Source organism: Xanthomonas arboricola pv. juglandis, assembly GCF_001013475.1.
GTDB classification, from domain to species: Bacteria; Pseudomonadota; Gammaproteobacteria; order Xanthomonadales; family Xanthomonadaceae; genus Xanthomonas; species Xanthomonas arboricola.
Genome location: NZ_JZEF01000001.1, coordinates 546,279 through 564,858, shown reverse-complemented (window position 1 = coordinate 564,858; position 18,580 = coordinate 546,279). Strand labels below are relative to the sequence as shown.

The window sequence follows — 18,580 nt, the reverse complement described above, 5'->3', positions numbered from 1 at the left end:
CGAGTGCATCACGCAGCGGCGCGGCAGCCGCTGCAGATTGCGCCTTAGCGTTGCCTTACGACAGGCCAGGGGTCTTCCGCGCTGCAGCGAAGCCTGCGTGGAATCGATTCCAGCGCAATCAGCCGGGTTGAATACGTATGCAGTGCCCGTTTGCACCCAGGTGCCGTGTCTACCATACGTCGCAGTCGTAACGTCCGTAGTGGCGCGCGATGCAATGCATCCAGGCGTTTGCCGGATCGAAAAATCAAAGAACAACATGTACCTGGGAGGGGAAAATGTTGAAGCACAAGCGCTCTGCGCTGAGTATCGCCCTGGCCGTTGCCATGGCACCGACGTTGGCCGCCGCGCAATCGGCGACACCGGCGCAAGCTACCGACACCGAACAAACCGCCGGCGCGGTGACCGACTTGGACAAGGTCCAGGTCACCGGCCTGCGCCGCGCGATCGAAGGTGCCATCTCGGTCAAGCGGGATTCGACTTCGATCGTGGAAGCCATTTCGGCCGAAGATATCGGCCGGCTGCCGGACGTCAGCATCGCCGAATCGCTCGCGCGCCTGCCTGGCCTGGCGGCGCAACGTGTGGCCGGTCGTGCACAGGTCATCAGCGTGCGCGGGCTGTCGCCGGACTTCTCCACCACGCTGCTCAACGGCCGCGAAGTGGTCAGCACCGGCGATAACCGCAGCGTGGAATTCGACCAGTACCCGTCCGAACTGGTCAGCGGCGTCACCGTCTACAAGACGCCCGACGCCGGCCTGGTCGGCCAGGGCCTGTCCGGCACAGTCGACATGCAGACCGCACGCCCGCTCAGCTACAACGAGCGGGTGATCGCCGTCGGTGGTCGTTACCAACGCAATTCGCTGGGCAAGGCCGCCAACGTCGATCCGTACGGCAACCGCTTCAATGTCAGCTACATCGACCAGTTCGTCGACCGCACCATCGGCCTGACCATCGGCTACGCACACACCGACATGCCGATCCAGGAAAATCAGGTCGGCTTGTACGAACCATGGCAGCCAGTCAACGCACAGCGCCCGCGCCCCGGCGTGGCCGACGGCGTGTATTTTTCCGACGGCATCAAGGCATTGCGCCGCACCGGCAACCAGAAGCGCGACGGCGTCATGGCCACCTTGCAATACCGGCCGTCCAACGCCTGGACCAGCACGTTCGACGCCTTCCATACCAAGGCCGAGCAGATCGACACCGCCAACCAGTTCGAGCTCAATCTGAGCAACTACAACGGTGGCTACACGCCGGGTCTGAACATCAGCAACGTGCGCGTCAACGACAGCAACAGCTTCACCGGCGGCGACGCCAGTGGCGTCTACCCGCTGGTGCGCGGTATGTACAACAAGCGCGAAGACACCATCGATGCGTTCGGCTGGAATAACGAAATCACTGCCGGTGCGGTCAAGATCACTGCCGATCTCAATTACTCCAAGGCCACGCGCGACGAACTGAACCTGGAAAACAATCTTCAACGTGCGCCCATGCCGCAGCTGGATACCGTCGGCGTAACGGTTGTCGGCAACGGCTTCTCCCAGCTTGCGCCCGGAATGGATTACTCCAATCCCGATCAGCTGTTTCTCACCAACACCATCTACGGCTCCGGCTACGGCAAGGTGCCGAGCGTGGAAGATGTGCTCAAGGGCGCACGCCTGCAGGCCAGCTTCCCGATGCCCGAAGCGCTGAGCTGGTTCTCGGATCTGGATGTGGGCGTCAACTACGCCAATCGCGAAAAACAGAAAACCCAGCCGGAAGGCAACATCACCCTTGGCGCGCAGGGCGAATCCACCATCGCACCGGACCTGCAATACGCGCCGGTCAACCTGGGCTTTGCCGGCATCGGCACCCTGCCCGCCTGGAACGTCCCGGCGGTGGTCTCGCGTTACATGCTGTTCAATCCCAGCGACGATGCCTCGTTCCTGGTGTCCAAGGCCTGGACCGTCGAAGAGAAGATCACCACCGCCTGGCTGCGCGCCAATCTCGATACCGAATGGGGCGATGTCGGCGTGCGCGGCAATATCGGCGTGCAGCTGCAGAGCGCCGACCAATCCTCGCGCGCAAACTATTGGGACGCGTCGCAGCCGGCAGGTAGCGAAGTGCGCCCGATCGACGACGGCAAGACCTATCGCGACTGGCTGCCCAGCCTGAATCTGGCCTTCCAGTTCCCGTACGAGCAGACCCTGCGCTTTGCGATGGCAAAGCAGGTCGCACGCCCACGCGTGGATCAGCTGCGTGCCTCGCTGGAATTCGGTGTCGACACCTCCACCGGCCGCCCCGGTGCCAGCGGCGGTAACCCGATGCTCGACCCCTGGCGCGCGAACGCCATCGACCTTTCCTACGAAAAGTATTTCGCCGAGCGCGCCTACGTGGCCGCCGCATTCTTCTACAAGGACCTGAAGAGCTACATCTACACCCAGAGCCGCGACAACTACGACTTCTCCGCGCTGGTGGCCGGCTATGTGCCGCCGCCGGGCTCGGCGCCAGTACTGACCACCGGCACCTTCAGTGCCCCGTTCAACGGCAAGGGCGGCACGCTGCGCGGCGTCGAACTCACCGCTTCGCTGCCGCTGGATCTGGTCTTCGCTCCGTTGGAAGGTTTCGGCATCCAGGCCAGCGCCACCTTCAACGACAGTGACGTCAAGATCCGCGACCCGGAAAGCGCCTCCAGCGTCGGTGACGGCGAAATCAGCCTGCCCGGCCTGTCCGAACGCGTCTACAACCTCACCGCCTACTACGAGCACAAGGGTTTCGAGGCACGCGTCAGCCAGCGCCGTCGCTCGGATTTCATCGGCGAGATCGGCAACTTCAACGGCAACCGCACGCTGCGCTATGTGGTCGGCGAGAACATCACCGACGCGCAAATCAGCTACAGCTTCAACGACAGCAGCGACCTTGCCGGCCTGACCCTGCTGCTGCAGGCCAGCAACCTCAGCAACTCGCCCTACCGCACCTATGCCGAAACCAAGGACCGCCCGCTCGAATACATCGAATGGGGCCGCACCTTCGTGCTGGGCGTCAACTACAAGTTCTGATGAGCTGTGAACTGCAAACGATGCGCTGATTGGCTACATATTTATCTGTGGCCACGACGTTACCTGGCCACATCGTTATCTGTGGCTACGGCGTTACCTTTGGCCACATCGCTAACTGTGGCTACGCTACCTACGTGACAACCGGCGCATCACCGCGCTGGCTGGTCCCGACGCCAACCATCTCCACCGGGACACCAAGGCCCCTCTCCCACCGGGAGAGGGGTTGGGGTGACGGTTCGGCACAAGCACGGCGTGCATCCACCAAGCACAATCCCGCCGCTCTTCTACTTCATGCGCCGTCACTTTGGATACGACTCTGTTGCCCATAAAGCATCGAACGTTTCTCTGAGCAGGGGCAGCAGCAACATCGAACAGAGAAAACCCGCGGACGTCATACCGGCGGGTTTTCTTTGATCCAGAATTTTCAGAATCCAAGCTTGCATCGCCCTCTGCAAAGCGCACAGGGTCGGCCGCCAATCACGCAACCCTTGCGCATCAGCACTCCCCTGCGCATAGCAGTCGCTTGTAGCACTAAAACGGAACCAATCCAGGCACCATCAGCGCCTACCTGCACCAACACGAATCCAAGCCACTGCTACAAGGCCGCCGGTAACACTGACGTCCTCACAGTCAATCGCAATCTCTGTGCGGCCTTCTGGTCAAAACACCCGACTGGCGTGGAGAACAGCACACTGCCTCATCCACAGAGCAAGGACCTGATCGACAGGGAATAGCCGCACAGCTGGCTTAACGCTATGAATGCTTGGCAAACCAAGCAATCGTCAACTACAAAAGAGCGAGGCATTCCCCAAAGGAATGCCTCGCTGCGTTCCAGACAATCACGCACCAACAGTTAGCTGGCGCAACACACCGTCAACCACCCTCGATTGCGCAAACCACCGCATACCCGGCCAGGCGCAGGTAGCCATGTTCGATCGCTCCGCGCTCCACGCCTGGCACATCGACCTGCTTCCAAGCGCCAGCCGGCAGCCCAAGCTCGGCTGCATAGGCCGACAGATTGAATGCCAGCAACATCACCCGGCCGGCGTGCCCGCGCCGGAACATCAGCACAGGTTCGGCGGTGTCGTAGAACGTGATCGCCCCCTCGCGCAACGCAGGCTCGCCCTTGCGCCAAGCTAGGAACTGTCGCACCGCACTGAGCACGGACAACGGATCGTCCTGCTGCACGCTCACCGCAGCCGCACGATGCTCCTCAGCCAGCGGCAACCACGGCTTGCCGCTGCTGAAGCCTGCCGACGGCGCATCCGTCCATGGCATCGGCGTGCGGCAGCCATCGCGACCCTTGAAGGTTGGCCAGAAGGTGATGCCATAGGGATCGCGCAGATCCTCGAACGCCACCTCCGCCTCGCCCAGGCCCAGTTCCTCGCCCTGGTACAGGCAGATCGACCCGCGCAGCGAGCACAGCATCGCCACCACCATCCGCGCGAACGCCGGCGACGCATGGGCCCCGCCCCAGCGCGTCACCGCGCGCACCACGTCGTGGTTGGAAATGGCCCAGCATGGCCAACCTTCCAGCATCGTGGCTTCGAGCCGGCTCACCGTCTCGCGGATATAAGCAGCACTGTAGTCCTGCACCAGCAGCTCGAAGCTGTAGCCCATATGCAGGCGGCCATGAGCGGTGTACTCGGCAGTGGTCGCCAGCGAGTCTTCCGACGAGATCTCGCCAAGGCTCACTGCATTCGGATAAAGATCCAGCAGTCCGCGCAAGCGCTCAAGGAACGCCAGATTTTCCGGCTGCGTGTTGTTGAAGTAGTGGTACTGATACGCGTAAGGGTTGTCGGCACTGAACCCACGCCCCACCCGCTTGTCGGCCGGCTTGGCCGGGTTGTCACGCAGCTGCGCGTCGTGGAAGCAGAAGTTGATCGCATCCAGGCGGAACCCATCCACCCCACGATCCAGCCAGAAGCGCACGATATCCAGCGTCGCCTGCTGCACCTCTGAGTTGTGAAAATTGAGGTCCGGCTGATCCACCAGGAAGTTGTGCAGGTAATACTGCTCACGCCGCGGCTCCCATTGCCACGCCACCCCACCAAACAGCGACAACCAGTTGTTCGGTGGCGTCCCGTCGTCACGCGGATCGGCCCACACGTACCAATCCGCCTTTGCGTTGGTCCGGTCCTGCCGGCTCTCCTGGAACCATGTATGCGCGATCGAGGTGTGGCTCAACACCTGGTCGATCATCACCTTCAAGCCAAGGCCATGCGCCTTGTCGAGCAGCCGATCGAAATCGTCCAGCGTCCCGAACAGCGGATCCACTGCACGGTAGTCCGCGATGTCGTAGCCGAAATCGGCCATCGGCGACTTGAAGAACGGCGAGATCCAGATCGCATCCACGCCCAACCCGGCGATGTAGTCGAGTTTGGCGATGATGCCGGGCAGATCGCCCACCCCATCGCCATTGGAATCCAGAAAACTACGCGGATAAATCTGATAGATGACGGCCCCGCGCCACCATGGTGTCTGCGACATGTACGCCCCTCCCGGGCCAATGTGGGCGACATCCCCCCGCCCTGAGTAGCGGCTTGGTTTAGAGTCCCGGGTTAATGATATCGGTGTTTGCCAGATGTTGGGCATACGCAGCCGGCGTCATGCCGCCAATTGCTTTCTTGGGTCGGTCCTCGTTGTATTCGCGTCGCCAGCGTTCGATCTCGGTGCGCGCGTGCAGCAACGTCGGGAACCAGTGCTCGTTGAGGCATTCATCGCGTAGCCGGCCGTTGAAGGATTCGACGTAGGCGTTCTGGTTCGGTTTGCCTGGTTGGATCAGCCGCAACTGCACGCCACGGGCATGCGCCCAGGCGACCATTGCCTTACCGCAAAACTCCTTGCCGTTGTCGGTGCGGATCACCTGCGGCAGGCCGCGACTGTGTGCCAACCGATCCAGGACGCGCGCAACCCCGTGCCCAGAGATCGCGCGCTCCACCTCGATGGCGACCGCTTCGTGCGTTGCGTCGTCCACGATCACCAGACACTTGATCACTCGGCCTTCGGCGGAGCGGTCGAACACGAAGTCCATCGACCACACCTGGTTGGCCTGCGCTGGCCGCAGCAGCGGCTGACGCTCGCCTATTGGCACTTTTTTGCGCTTGCGCCGTCGGACCTGTAGCTGCTGTTCGCGGTACAACCGCTCCACGCGTTTGTAGTTCACGATGCGCCCTTCCTGTCGCAGTTTGAGATAGATCATCCCCACGCCATAGCGACGATGGCGATGCGCCAGCGCAAGAATGCGCTCGCGCAGTTCGCCGTTGCGGTCTTGGCGTGGGCAATAGCGCAGCGCGCTGGCGCTCATGCCGATCACTGCCAGCGCACGACGCTCGCTGGCACCACGCCCGATCCACTCGCGCACCAGCATACGACGCGCCGGTGCGCTCACCACTTTTTTCGCAACGCATCCTTGATCAGGTCGTTCTCGAACAACTGCTCGGCCAGCAACTTCTTCAGCCGCGCGTTCTCGGCCTCAAGGTCCTTGAGCCGCTTGGCATCGGGCACGCTCATGCCGCCGAACTTGCTACGCCACAGATAGTACGAGGCCTCGCTGAAGCCATGGCGCCGGCACAGATCCTTGATCGCCACGCCGCCTTCGGCTTCGCGCAGGAAGCCGATGATCTGCTCTTCGGTAAAACGCTTCTTCACGTCCAATCTCCTTGGGGTAGGGAATTGGACTCCAAACTGAGGTGCTACTCAAAATTGGGGGGACGTCGTGGGCACAGAGATGAGCACCCAGCCAAGAGCGTTAGCGTAGCGGCGTAATAGACCCAGAGCGTGCCCGTGCATACGTATTCATGGGCAGCCACATGTGTAACGGCTCAGCGGCTTTTTGCTCAGGTCACGCAGTTAATCAAGCGGCGCATGCGGCATGGGAGCATCGTCTGCGTGCCTGAAAATAGACATATTCTGCACGCTGAACGATATACACGGGCAACCAAGTAATGGTTCACCAACCACAATAAACGATCGCCTCATAAGGACTCTCAGAGTCACCGTCACCGTCTGCGTGATCACCGAGCTGATCCCGTCGGTCATCGTCTAGTACAACTGCGGAGAGCCTTTGGCCATGCTAGTAGCCAATCCGATGATCAGCGCCGCCCGTAGTGCCGTCACCACCAACCCCATCGCCGCTTCGCACGACTGGCCGATCACGATGCGGTAGCCACGGATGAAGATTCGAAGCGTCAGTACGTCAATGACACCGTACCGACCCAGGCGGTCGTGCGCTGCAACAACTTCCCATTGAAAGATGGAAATTTCGTCGCGCAGGTCGCAGGAAATAGAGCCAAGGCGGACATTCCTGACTGCCTTGGCGATTTACCAGGTCGCTGAAGCGCAACGACCAACACGCCCGATTTACATGGACATCGAACGTGAAGCAGTTTCCTGTGCCTGCACCTGAGTGGCCTGACGCTGGCTTTCCTCGGCTGCTTGCCGGCTACTGTTTTCCAACGATTGATTCTGCGCTTGGTTGCGATCCACAAAAACCCGCTGCATTGCCGGGTCGGTCATCTCGCCCTGCACTGCAAAGAAGCCGTCGCCGCTCTTATTGGGCACCACATGGTCGATGCGTTGGAGACCGCTGACCTTGGACTCGAACACGATTTGCCCGGCTGCCTGCTCGAGTTCTTTGCGATTGGCAAAGCCGCCACGTTCACCCAGCGCTTCGAGCTTGCTCACTGCGCCGTTGTACATCGCGTTGTCGGGATGGCGAGGGTCAGACAAGAAGGGGCTGGAGGATGCCTGTGCCGGCGCAGCAGGAGCGGGAGTGTGCTCAGCTTGCTTGGGTGTCGCCTGGGTCAACACCTTGGCCAAAGCGGCCTGAGTCTGTCGACCTGCGACGCCGTCTATCTGCAACCCGTGCTCGCGCTGGAATTGCTCGACCGCATATTTTGTGTTGCCGCCGAAATCGCCATCAGCGTGCAGGGGCTTGCCATCGCGGCCAACAGCGCCAAGCTGAGCAAGCTGGCCTTGAAGTTGCTTCACCTGCTCGCCGCGCTCGCCTTGCTCTAGTTTGCCGTCATGCGATGCATCGCGCTTCGGCTGCTGAGGCACAGCCGAGGTATTCGCATGCATGGCATGCGAACGACCCGGCTGCATGTATTGATCCATCCCATCACGATTACGTGTGATGTCGTGCATGTAGTCGTAGTTGCTGGTGCCGTTGCTGTCGCTGATGACCCGCCCGCCAGTGACAGCTTCGCGCGCACCACCGTAGCCTGAGATATGGCGGGCTTTCAGAAAGCCTGCCACCTTGGCTGGATCATCACCTTCGTCCAACACGCCATTGCGGATCGCTTGGCTATAAGCCTTGTCGCTGTTGATCTTGAACGCACCATCCTGCAATGCGGCCGATGACTTGTATTGCTCAAAGCTCAACCCGTTCTTCCAGTTAGAGGGGTCCTCAAGAAAACGGGTCATACCACCGCTACTCGCCCACTTCCATTCCGCACCACGTACCTTTTGTGGATCGAAACCGGCATCAGTCATCGCGTCGTTGAGCTTGGCACGGTCTACATATCCCGCATCGGCTAACCAGCCTGCCCCTGCTTGATAACGACCGACGTAACCCTGTTTATTAGTAATCCGCAAATCGCCGCCATTGCTTTCGGTCATGACGGTCGATGCAATCAGACGACGCGTCATCGCGTCATCGAGCCCCGCGATGTTGCCTTGATCGTAGCTTTGAGCGGTGGCCGCCGCTTTTTCTCGTCTATCAGCCATGATGCATGTCCTCTGGATATGACGGTTAGGAAAAACACCAGCCTTCTACTGGTGCCTGGGGGTGACTACTTCACAACTCTTTACATTGCAGCGCTTGAATTCTTTTTTGTGGCTTGGTTTTCGTAAAAACGAACGTCGTGGAGCCTGGCCCACGCGTTTCTGTACCATCGTCCAGATAGGCCTCTACAAACGCCTCACCTGCATCAAGACCGATCGCATAGAACTTGGTCTGCAATGAATCAGGCCCACCGTCATCGTCTCCCCCACACTTATCTGCGATCAATCGCACCGATTTAGCAGCCGGCAACTGGCGCTTCAAGACTTCGGCATACTCTGGACTAGCGTAGAACTTCTTCACTGCAATGGAATGCACACTGTGCGCATCGCCATTGAGCGTGATGCCTGACTCGCCTTCATTGGCTTGCTTCGCCCCCCCATCTGCACCATGGCCTCCATCCGGCACATCTACTGCCCCGAATCCATCGAGCAGCAAGGTCCCGCTGCGATACTGCGCATTCTGTGGGTCAGTGCTATCGGAATTAACTTTCGGGGAGGCATCCCTCCATTGCACACCGGGAACCGCATCGAAGCTCGCCCAAGGCGCACCGCTCCGGGCAGCAAGTAACGAAACGACCTGATAAAGCGATGTCATTCGTTCTTTTTCTCCTGAATTCTTGGCCTGCAACACGGGCTCACTTTGATTTTCCTGCGAATTTTTCCGTCTACTTGAGGACGTGTCAGCTGCTTTTTCTGGAGTGGCCTCCTGCTTGCATGCCGCCAGCAACAGAAAACCACTGAACATCAAAACTGTGGATAGTTTTCGCGAAGAATTAATCACCCTGGCTCTCGCTTAAATTATTCAAGTACTCTTTATATGTTAGTACTTTTTAAATATTGGATCAGTACATTTTGAGAGTGTAATTCTGCACTGACGCCTCGATTTTTTCTCACATTGACTCATTGCCAATCGGGAAGCTTGTCTTATGCTAGCAGCACTAAAAATAGAACCTTCACCTTGTCCAGAGTCTGCTGCAGCAACGCACTGATTAAAGAAAGCCATACTCACTTTGCAGGTACCTGAGCCTAGACCTTCGCAACTCGCAATTGCGTCATTTTCCGCTTGGTCTTTGGTTATACGCCCAGAACTCACCCCCGAATCACCGCTTTCAGAAGTGGCAACAGCGCCCCATGTTTTAATCCATTCTCCTGTCGGCCTAGGCGGAGGAGTTGGAGTAACTCCTCTTGAAGTACCAGAGTCGGGACCGCATTGCGGACTTCCTGGAGCAACTCCTGCCGGGCAAGCAGTTTGGCCAAAAGCTTCAATAGAAAATGCACCCAAGAGCAACAGGATAGAAAATATCACAGGAAATTTCTTCATAACGCTTTTAACCTCAAGTAGCGGCTTTGCCAAGCTTACCAGTTTGGTTATTACTGTCAGATGGAGCATCGGAATAAGCAGTACGCCCACCTGTTGACTGGTGGGTGTTCTGAGTTTCGGTATTTCTAGCCGGCGCAGCTGGCGTTTGCGGCCGTCCACCGCTGCCGTCCTGGCTGGCACGATCCAACTGCCCCAGCGCCGAGTACGCCGTGAACTGGCCCAGCGTGCCTTGGAAGAACGCTGCCGCCATCGGTGGCGCGGTAAGTATCAAGGTAGTCAACACCAAGCCCACTCCTCCCTGCTGCAGCGCCATGCTGCTGATGCCTTCGCCGTTGCCGCCGCTGACGGCCCACTTGGCAAGAAACGCCACACCCACCGCACCGACGACCTTGGTTGCCAAGCTCACCGTAAACGTCAGCACCGAAAGTGAGAACATCGTGCCTAATCCGTATAGCAGCCATTTGCTGAACAGCGACTTGGTCGCCTGGAACAACAGGCACAGGATGAACAGTGGCCCGAAGCCCACCACCAGCGCCATCGCCAGTTTGTTCAACAACAGCATCGAGCCTGCCACCACGCCAGGCCCCGCCATGCCGATACCCGTGAACCAACGTGCGCGGTTCTTGGAATCCTCGCTTTCTTCATCACCGCCCGTCTTGATCTGGTCCAGACCCGCAAGCGCCATCTGCATCAGCATCAGATTCTGGTCGATCGCCTCGTAGGGACTCTCCGAGTCCCCGGTCACTGTCTTGGTAATTGCCGAGCTGATCCCGTCGGTCAGTGTCCAATACAGTTGCGGCGAACCCTTGGCCATGCTCGTGGCCAATCCGATGATCAGCGAGGCGCGCAACGCCGTCACCACCAACCCCATGGCCGCCTCGCGGGACTGACCGGTCACGATGCGATAGCCCTGGATGAAGATCCACAGCGTCAACACTGTTAGGGACACCATCCCCACCCAAGCCGTGGTGCGTTGTAACAACTCCCACTGGAAGATCGCAATCTCATCGCGCAGGTCGTTGCAAGTATATCCAAGGCGAGCATTCCTGACCGCCTTGGCGATTTACCAGCTCGCTGAAGTGCAACGACCAACACTCCCGACTTACATGGACATCGAGCGCGAAGCAGTTTCCTGGGTCTGCACCTGGGTGGCCTGACGCTGGCTTTCCTCGGCTGCTTGCCGGCTGCTGTTTTCCAACGGCTGATTCTGCGCTTGATTGCGATCCACAAAAACCCGCTGCATTGCCGGGTCGGTCATCTCGCCCTGCACTGCAAAGAAGCCGTCGCCGCTCTTATTGGGCACCACATGGTCGATGCGTTGGAGACCGCTGACCTTGGACTCGAACACGATTTGTCCGGCTGCCTGCTCGAGTTCTTTGCGGTTGGCAAACCCGCCACGTTCCCCCAGCGCTTCGAGCTTGCTCACTGCGCCGTTGTACATCGCGTTGTCGGGATGGCGAGGGTCAGACAACAAGGGGCTGGATGCTGCCTGAGCCGGCGCATCAGGAGCGGCCGTCTGCTCAGTTTGCTTGGGTGTCGCCTGGGTCAACACCTTGGCCAAAGCGGCCTGAGTCTGTCGACCTGCGACGCCGTCTATCTGCAACCCGTGCTCGCGCTGGAATTGCTCGACCGCGTGCTTGGTGTTGCCGCCGAAGTCGCCGTCAGGCTTCAAGGGTTTGCCATCGCGACCAACGGCACCGAGTTGCGCAAGTTGGCCTTGAAACTGCTTCACTTGCTCGCCGCGCTCGCCTTGTTCGAGCTTGCCATCATTGGACTTCGAAACTTGATGGGATGTCGAACCAGACGTCACGCTGTGCTTGAGGTCGACACCATCGCGCTTTACGCTTTCGATCAAATCGGGAACGCGACGTTCCCAACTGCCCACATACTCCTCGCATTCCTTTGCTGCCTTTACGCTCCAGGGTTTGCTAGGAGTAACTCCGTTAACCACGCGCCGCGCGTTGTAGACGTCGTGGCTATCATTATCGATGTAGCGATCAAGAGGCTTGCCTGTAAATAAGCCGTCACGCATGCCGACAACCAGGACCTTCGCAGCGATTTCCGGTTGCTTGGCCATGTCCGGGTTGCGGACCATTTCACCGTTAAGGCCTAGCAACTTATCGAACTTCGCATAGTTGTAGTCGTGGGTAAGATGTACGTAACCACGGCCATAGAACTCCTCGCCGCCGCTATATCCAAGCTTGCGCGCTTGGCTGCGTCCGAAATCTTCTTCAGGCGCCTGAAAATTACGCGTCTCATGTTGAGCCGTCGCCAACATGTACGATATTTGCTTTGGATCTGTCACACCGTTCTCAAGAGCAGTTTTGACGATCAACCTAACAGAAGACTCCCGATCCACACCAAAGCCTTCGGTGCTCCGACCACGTCCATCGCTCATAGTATTCTCCGTACGTGCATATCATTAGAATTTGTTGTTACATCTACCGGCATTGCAGACCCGAAGATGCGTTGCATGTACTCACTACAAATTACCAATCACGTCCTAATTAGACACCTCCTTCATTTCACCGTCTTGAAGCCGCTCGATCTTTTTCTTCGGACTGGCCGGATCATTCGTATCTTCGGTTAATCGCTCTATCAGCACTGCTTCGTTATTCTTAAGCTCGTAGGTATCGAAGACGTGGATACAACATCCATCACCAGAAGTCGACGTCAGCACATTTCCTTTCACCGAGAATAGTCCATTGGCCATTACCGTAATATCGGATAGCCACCGATTGAAAACAAGGCGTTGCTGCGCAGCATCGAAAAGATAAACACTGTAAGAGGGACCACCATAATTACCCTCTTTTCCGGACCACACAACTACATCTTCGTGTCCGTCGCCATTAATATCGGTTAAAATGATTGAGTGGCGGTTTTTCTTGTAAGTATCATCTAGCGGACCACGATAGAACGTGGAATTACTATCCACGTACAATGCCTCAGGCTCCAGTGCAATCGACTTGGCTCCTGGGAAGGTCACCTCCACGACCGGCGAACGGTTACATAGCATGATCCCTGGACTATCTTCGCTACAGCCCTGCGCCTTGATTGAAATAGCAATGCCGCTGATATCGGCGCTTATCTCGCCCTGGTCGTTGAGCTTGGCATTGACAGTAGATGGCATTTTCAGGTCCTTTTGCGGCGAGGATTCAGGCCTTGTGCTAGCTTGACCTTCACCGGGAAATTTCACTCCGTCAGCCTCTGCGGATGGAGCATTCCCAGGACTGCATGCTGTGATCGACACGACGCAAGCTAAATACATAGCTCCCACCACGGCTCTTGCTAGTGCACACCTCTTCATAGAAAAACCCTTATCATTCAAATCAATTTTTATCAAAATACCGGTTGCGCACATCGAAATACATTACCTTACAAGATTCAGCGCCACCTTTTTTGCAAGTCTTCCGCGCTTATAACTGCACTCCGCATCTTCGATATGCGATTTACATCAATCACTCAATCTTCCCATAAAATAAACCCTACAATATATGGATTTTTCGCTATTGCAGCAATTAATTTTTGATAAATATTGGCTTGGTACATTCGGAATACACAACGTTACATGGGCCACTATTACTTGCTTTGCAGCTTTTTTTCGCCAAATTGATCGCACGGACCTCGGTCGGAGAAGCCTGAAAAAAACTCTCGGAATCTGAAGCAACTAAAGCTGAACATTGATTTTTATAAGTCAATTGAACCTTACAATCACCCGCTCCGCCGACAGCGCATTGGCGGAGAGCTACCCTCTCCGCCTCTTCTTCGGATAATTTACCAACGGCGCTCCCAGCCTCTCCAGTGCTATTTGAGTTGGCGATTGCCCCCCATGTCTTAATCCATTCGCCTGTCGGTGCCGAACTAGGTGTTAGCTCCCCACGCATTTCAGGAGTATCCGGAATACATTGCATACTTCCCATTTGAGTGCCAATGGGGCATCTAGTCTGCCCAGATGCGATCAGGGGAACTGTAAGACAGTTTGAAATAGCAATCATCAAAACTAGACGATTCATTGGGATTACCTAAATAGTTAACTCTATTTCTGTGCCAGGCCACGGCTACCAGAGCTTGATTCTGAAGTTGAAGACGACTCTTGATGCATGGTGGTGATAGCTACTTCTCTATTACCAACAGCGGTATTTCCGGAGCTCGTAGCCGGCGGGGCCATCTGCGCATTCGGTCCCTGCCGATTCGCGTTGGACGCCGCATCAGACGAACCCAGTGAGCCGATCGCCGAATAAGGGGCGAACTGACCTAACGTGCCCTGGAAGAACGCCGCCGCCATCGGTGGTGCGGTAAGTATCAAGGTAGTCAACACCAAGCCCACTCCTCCCTGCTGCAACGCCATGCTGCTGATGCCTTCACCATTGCCGCCGCTGACGGCCCACTTCGCAAGAAACGCCACACCTACCGCACCCACGACCTTGGTTGCCAAGCTCACCGTAAACGTTAGCACCGACAATGAAAACATGGTGCCTAATCCGTATAGCAGCCATTTGCTGAACAGCGACTTGGTCGCCTGGAACAACAGGCACAGGATGAACAGTGGCCCAAAGCCCACTACCAGCGCCATCGCCAGTTTGTTCAACAACAGCATCGAGCCTGCCACCACGCCAGGCCCCGCCATGCCGATACCCGTGAACCAACGTGCGCGATTTTTGGAATCCTCGCTTTCTTCATCACCGCCCGTCTTGATCTGGTCCAGACCCGCAAGCGCCATCTGCATCAGCATCAGATTCTGGTCGATCGCCTCGTAGGGGCTCTCCGAGTCCCCTGTCACTGTCTTGGTGATTGCCGAGCTGATCCCGTCGGTCAGTGTCCAATACAGTTGCGGCGAGCCCTTGGCCATGCTCGTGGCCAATCCGATGATCAGCGATGCGCGTAGCGCCGTCACCACTAACCCCATCGCCGCCTCGCGTGACTGGCCAGTCACGATGCGGTAGCCCTGGATCAAAATCCACAGCGTCAGTACCGTCAGTGCCACCATGCCCACCCAGGCCGTCGTCCGCTGCAACAATTCCCATTGAAAGATGGAAATTTCGTCGCGAAGATAGTCGTTGATCAGACGAAAAAATTCGTAATTACCGATATTCGTCAGGAAATCACTGAGTTTCATAATTCACCACATCCACTGAAACGGCTGCGCCGTGGGGCAACTGCTGCCCGATGTTGAGTCCATTGCCATACACGCTTCCACTACAGTGAGTGCGCATTACTTCTTCTTATCGATCATCAATGGCTTATAGCCGTCAGGCTCCTTGCTCTTGATGGTCTCGAATGCCACCTTCATCGCTGCACCGGCGATCGCCGTCTTGCCGAGACTCCACAAATCGCCAGTGATCTGAGACCACCAGGAGGATTCGCCCTCCGGATCCGGTGGCTTGGTGCCACTCATCGCTGCCAACGCCGCACCGGTCTGCTTGTCGGTTAAATAGGCCAGACGCCTGTCGTAGGCAAACATCGCCGACTCCATCTGCTGACGGTCGATATCCATCATCGCCTTCAACGCCAGCAGCTTATTGGTGTTGCTCTCGAGCAAACCAACTTGCCCATCCGTGATCCCCGCCCGGTCCTTCTCAAGTTTGCGCAGACGCTTCAAGCGCTCGGTGGTGATCTCATTCATCGCCACCATGTAGTTGTACTGTGCATTGCGCGTGCGCTGGGTCAACTCGCAGACCTGCTTCTGCACGCTGGACACCGGGGTTCCAGACGTGGAGGACGCACACCCCGAAACACCAAAGTCGTCAGCCACCTTCTTTAGCGCCTCCTTCGGCTTTTCGACCTCCTTGCCACTGGACTCTTCGCCCTCGCCCTTGCCGACCTCCTGATTCTCAAGCATCGTCTCGGTCGTCTCATTCAGCTTTTTATCGATAACTTCCCACTGCGCACTGGCGGCTCCGGCCATGCAGAGCAGCACCAGTCCCGTGAACACGCGAGAAAAATGTCTGAACTTGGTTGCCATGGTGTTTTTGCCTCCTGACACAGATGAAGTTGATGCGTGAAAAGTGTGCTGCCGATGATGGGGACTACGCATCTTCGGCTTCCTTGTCTTTGACGGCTTTGCGCTTCCCTGAGCCCTTGCGGTTGGCATAGAAGTCCTCCAGCCACTGCTCCGGGGTCAGTTGGTCAACGCTCACGCCTAACTTGTCGGCCTTGCGCGACAGAATCTGATGCATGATCTCGATGTTATCGGTCGAGGACGAAATGACCGACAGTGCGTCGTCCATCCCACGCAGATTGAGCTGGCATACCGCAGAGGCGTGGCCTTGCTTGACCAGGAAGCAGCGCGAGCGCTCGTCGAGCGAGACCACCACCTGGTACTCGGCATCGGTCAGCTTGAGGCCTTCGATGTAATCGTCGCGGCTGGCGTTGGGGTTGGGCAGCAGCACCATCGTGGCGGTCTGCTCGATCAGTGCCGCAGCGATGTCGCTGGCCAGGGCGTCTTCCGGGCTCTGCGTGGCGAAGATGCCCAGGCCGTTTTGTTTACGGATGGTCTTCTGCTTGTTCTTGGCGAACTCCTTCAGGCCGCCCTTGCCGTCCAGGATCTTCCAGAATTCGTCCATCACGTAGATCAGCGGACGGCCGTCGATCAGTGCCTCCAGGCGGTGCAGCAGATAGTTGATCACCGGCACGCGCACTTCGGCGTTGTCGATCACATCGGTGTAGTCGAAGCCGATGATCGATGCGCGCGTCAGGTCGATGGTGTCCACCGGGTTGTCGAACACCCAGCCCAGCGAATTGCCGGCGGTCCAACGGCGCAGGCGCGCATACAGCCCGTCGTCGCCCATGTTGGGCAGGCTCTTGCGGAAGTTGCTCATGCTGCGCAGATGCATCGGCGTGTCCAGCATGCCTTCCACCGCGCGGTAGATGTCTTCCTCCTCGCGTGCGCTGTATTCGGGCTTGCCACCGAGCACCTTGATCAGCTCAGCAAGGAATTGAGTATTGGCCTCATTGCGCTCGCACTGGAACGGGTTAAAGCCGGTCGGGGAGCCATTCTCCAGCGCCAGGTAGTTCCCGCCACAGGCACGTACGAAGATCTCCGCGCCGCGATCCTTGTCGAAGAAGAAGATCGTCGGGATCGGATCGAACTTCTGCACCTGACTCAACAGGAAGTTGATCAGCGCCGTCTTGCCGGTACCAGACTTGCCGATGACCATCGTATTGCCGATCGCCTTCTCACCCAGGGAGTTCTCGGCCGGGTGGGTCGCATGGAAATTGAAATAATACGGCTGGCCGTTAGTGGTCTGCAGGGTGGTGACACAATCGCCCCAAGGGTTGTTGTGCTGTTTGCCCTGGGCAAAGTTATGCAACGGCGACAAACCGAGGAAGTTGAGCGAACTCAAGTTGGCGATACGCGTGCGGAAGCGCCAGTTACCCGGCAGCTGCGCATAGAACGACGAGGCGATCGCCAGATCCTCCTTGGCCGAGACGAAACCGGCATTGGAGAGCTCTGCGCGCGTCGTCGCGATCTGCCTTGCCAACTTCTCCTGGCTGTCGGCATACACCGCCAGGGTGAAGTGGTACTCGCCCAACACAAAATTGCCGGAGGCCACGTCATCCATCGCCAGGTCCAGGTCGCGGATCTGACTGGAGGATTTGTCGCCCGACGAAATCATCATGCCCTTGGTGCGTTCCAGCACCTTCAGCGCGTCGTGGCGGCCGACCGGGCTGAAGGAATGCGTCATGACATACTCGTAGTCGAGATACTTCAGACCGTTGAGAATGCCCGGATAGGTTCCATCGGCGTACTCCTTGATATTGAGGATGGCGCCGAAGTGATTAATGCCATCCGGTGTGCGAATGACAAAATCGCCGGTCTTGTTGGCAAACATATGCTTGCTGACAGGCAGATAAGCCGGCACAGGGGCTTGCAGCACCGGAACAGGCTCGTCGATCCGGTTGAGCAGGTACCCGAGAAACTCAAGCGTCTCGGAAAACACCACACCATTCTTGGCCTCATACATGCCAAGCCGGTAAGGTGAATAATCCTTCAGTACCGCCTCGACGTTAGTGGCCAACTCGACGATCTTGGAGATGGCCTGCTCTTCCTCCGCACGAATCCTGTCAGGATTTGCAGATTTCTCGACCATGCGCCGCCCCGTCACCACCGGGCGATAGATCATGCTGAAGTACAACTCGTTCTGCATGATTTTTTGCGAGGATAGCGATGCGTAATACTCGTCGGACAGGGTCTGATTAAACGGTTGCTTGAAGCGCCCGCCGATGCCGATCTTGCGACGACGGCGAACGTCATGAACCCAGAACGCGATATTGGCGAAGTCCGGTGCACGCAAGGTTTGCAACAACCGATTGAACGTATTGTGCCGCTGCTCAAGTTCAAATTCGTCCCGCCCAACGAAGGGCAGGCCGGCCAGATGCCAGATCAACAGATAGTCGCCACCAGGGCAGCTCTAAAAACCCCCGATCCTTGGCATCA

The 18,580-nt window shown here is 57.6% G+C and carries 12 protein-coding genes and 2 pseudogenes; 1 reads left to right on the top strand and 13 read right to left on the bottom strand.

The annotated features are described in order from the left end of the window. The first annotated feature begins 275 nt into the window (after positions 1-275). Positions 276-3,035 carry a TonB-dependent receptor gene (locus tag XARJCFBP2528_RS02340; RefSeq protein ID WP_047124266.1) on the top strand — a complete coding sequence of 920 codons (2,760 nt, stop codon included), beginning with the start codon at positions 276-278 and terminating at the stop codon, positions 3,033-3,035. 873 nt (positions 3,036-3,908) lie between these two features. Here the strand turns inward: XARJCFBP2528_RS02340 and XARJCFBP2528_RS02335 are convergent. The 13 genes and pseudogenes from XARJCFBP2528_RS02335 to XARJCFBP2528_RS02285 form a co-directional block, all read right to left on the bottom strand. Then, positions 3,909-5,525, bottom strand: coding sequence for an alpha-amylase family glycosyl hydrolase (locus tag XARJCFBP2528_RS02335; RefSeq protein ID WP_047124265.1), 1,617 nt, complete (start codon positions 5,523-5,525; stop codon positions 3,909-3,911). A 58-nt stretch (positions 5,526-5,583) separates the two neighbouring features. Next, a protein-coding gene (locus tag XARJCFBP2528_RS02330; RefSeq protein ID WP_102596355.1) for an IS3-like element IS1403 family transposase occupies positions 5,584-6,686 on the bottom strand; the annotation gives its coding sequence in 2 pieces (ribosomal slippage) (positions 5,584-6,428 and positions 6,428-6,686; 1,104 coding nt in all). 319 nt (positions 6,687-7,005) lie between these two features. Next, positions 7,006-7,358 (bottom strand): annotated as a pseudogene (locus tag XARJCFBP2528_RS24040) (hypothetical protein); the annotation flags it as partial. Positions 7,359-7,397: 39 nt separating this feature from the next. Then, a complete protein-coding gene (locus XARJCFBP2528_RS02320; protein ID WP_047124454.1) occupies positions 7,398-8,687 on the bottom strand; it encodes a peptidoglycan-binding domain-containing protein in 1,290 nt (429 codons plus the stop codon). A gap of 148 nt (positions 8,688-8,835) precedes the next feature. Continuing rightward, positions 8,836-9,603, bottom strand: a complete 768-nt coding sequence (locus XARJCFBP2528_RS24035) for a hypothetical protein (RefSeq protein WP_230724083.1) — start codon at positions 9,601-9,603, stop codon at positions 8,836-8,838. A gap of 39 nt (positions 9,604-9,642) precedes the next feature. After that, on the bottom strand, positions 9,643-10,143 hold the full coding sequence (locus XARJCFBP2528_RS21910; protein WP_047124263.1) for a DUF4189 domain-containing protein: 501 nt from the start codon (positions 10,141-10,143) through the stop codon (positions 9,643-9,645). A 13-nt stretch (positions 10,144-10,156) separates the two neighbouring features. Then, entirely contained in the window at positions 10,157-11,206 is a 1,050-nt protein-coding gene (locus tag XARJCFBP2528_RS02310; RefSeq protein WP_047124262.1) for a TrbL/VirB6 family protein, read from the bottom strand. Between the two features lie 39 nt (positions 11,207-11,245). Continuing rightward, a complete protein-coding gene (locus tag XARJCFBP2528_RS23155) occupies positions 11,246-12,541 on the bottom strand; it encodes a peptidoglycan-binding protein (RefSeq protein ID WP_146011206.1) in 1,296 nt (431 codons plus the stop codon). Between the two features lie 105 nt (positions 12,542-12,646). After that, a complete protein-coding gene (locus tag XARJCFBP2528_RS21905; RefSeq protein WP_231103929.1) occupies positions 12,647-13,339 on the bottom strand; it encodes an FG-GAP repeat protein in 693 nt (230 codons plus the stop codon). Between the two features lie 322 nt (positions 13,340-13,661). Continuing rightward, positions 13,662-14,156, bottom strand: coding sequence for a DUF4189 domain-containing protein (locus XARJCFBP2528_RS21900; protein ID WP_231103930.1), 495 nt, complete (start codon positions 14,154-14,156; stop codon positions 13,662-13,664). 23 nt (positions 14,157-14,179) lie between these two features. After that, positions 14,180-15,259, bottom strand: a complete 1,080-nt coding sequence (locus tag XARJCFBP2528_RS02295) for a TrbL/VirB6 family protein (protein WP_016901055.1) — start codon at positions 15,257-15,259, stop codon at positions 14,180-14,182. A gap of 96 nt (positions 15,260-15,355) precedes the next feature. Further along, positions 15,356-16,105 carry a hypothetical protein gene (locus XARJCFBP2528_RS02290; RefSeq protein WP_016901057.1) on the bottom strand — a complete coding sequence of 250 codons (750 nt, stop codon included), beginning with the start codon at positions 16,103-16,105 and terminating at the stop codon, positions 15,356-15,358. A 64-nt stretch (positions 16,106-16,169) separates the two neighbouring features. Continuing rightward, positions 16,170-18,542, bottom strand: a pseudogene (locus tag XARJCFBP2528_RS02285) (VirB4 family type IV secretion/conjugal transfer ATPase); the annotation flags it as partial. Positions 18,543-18,580 lie beyond the last annotated feature (38 nt).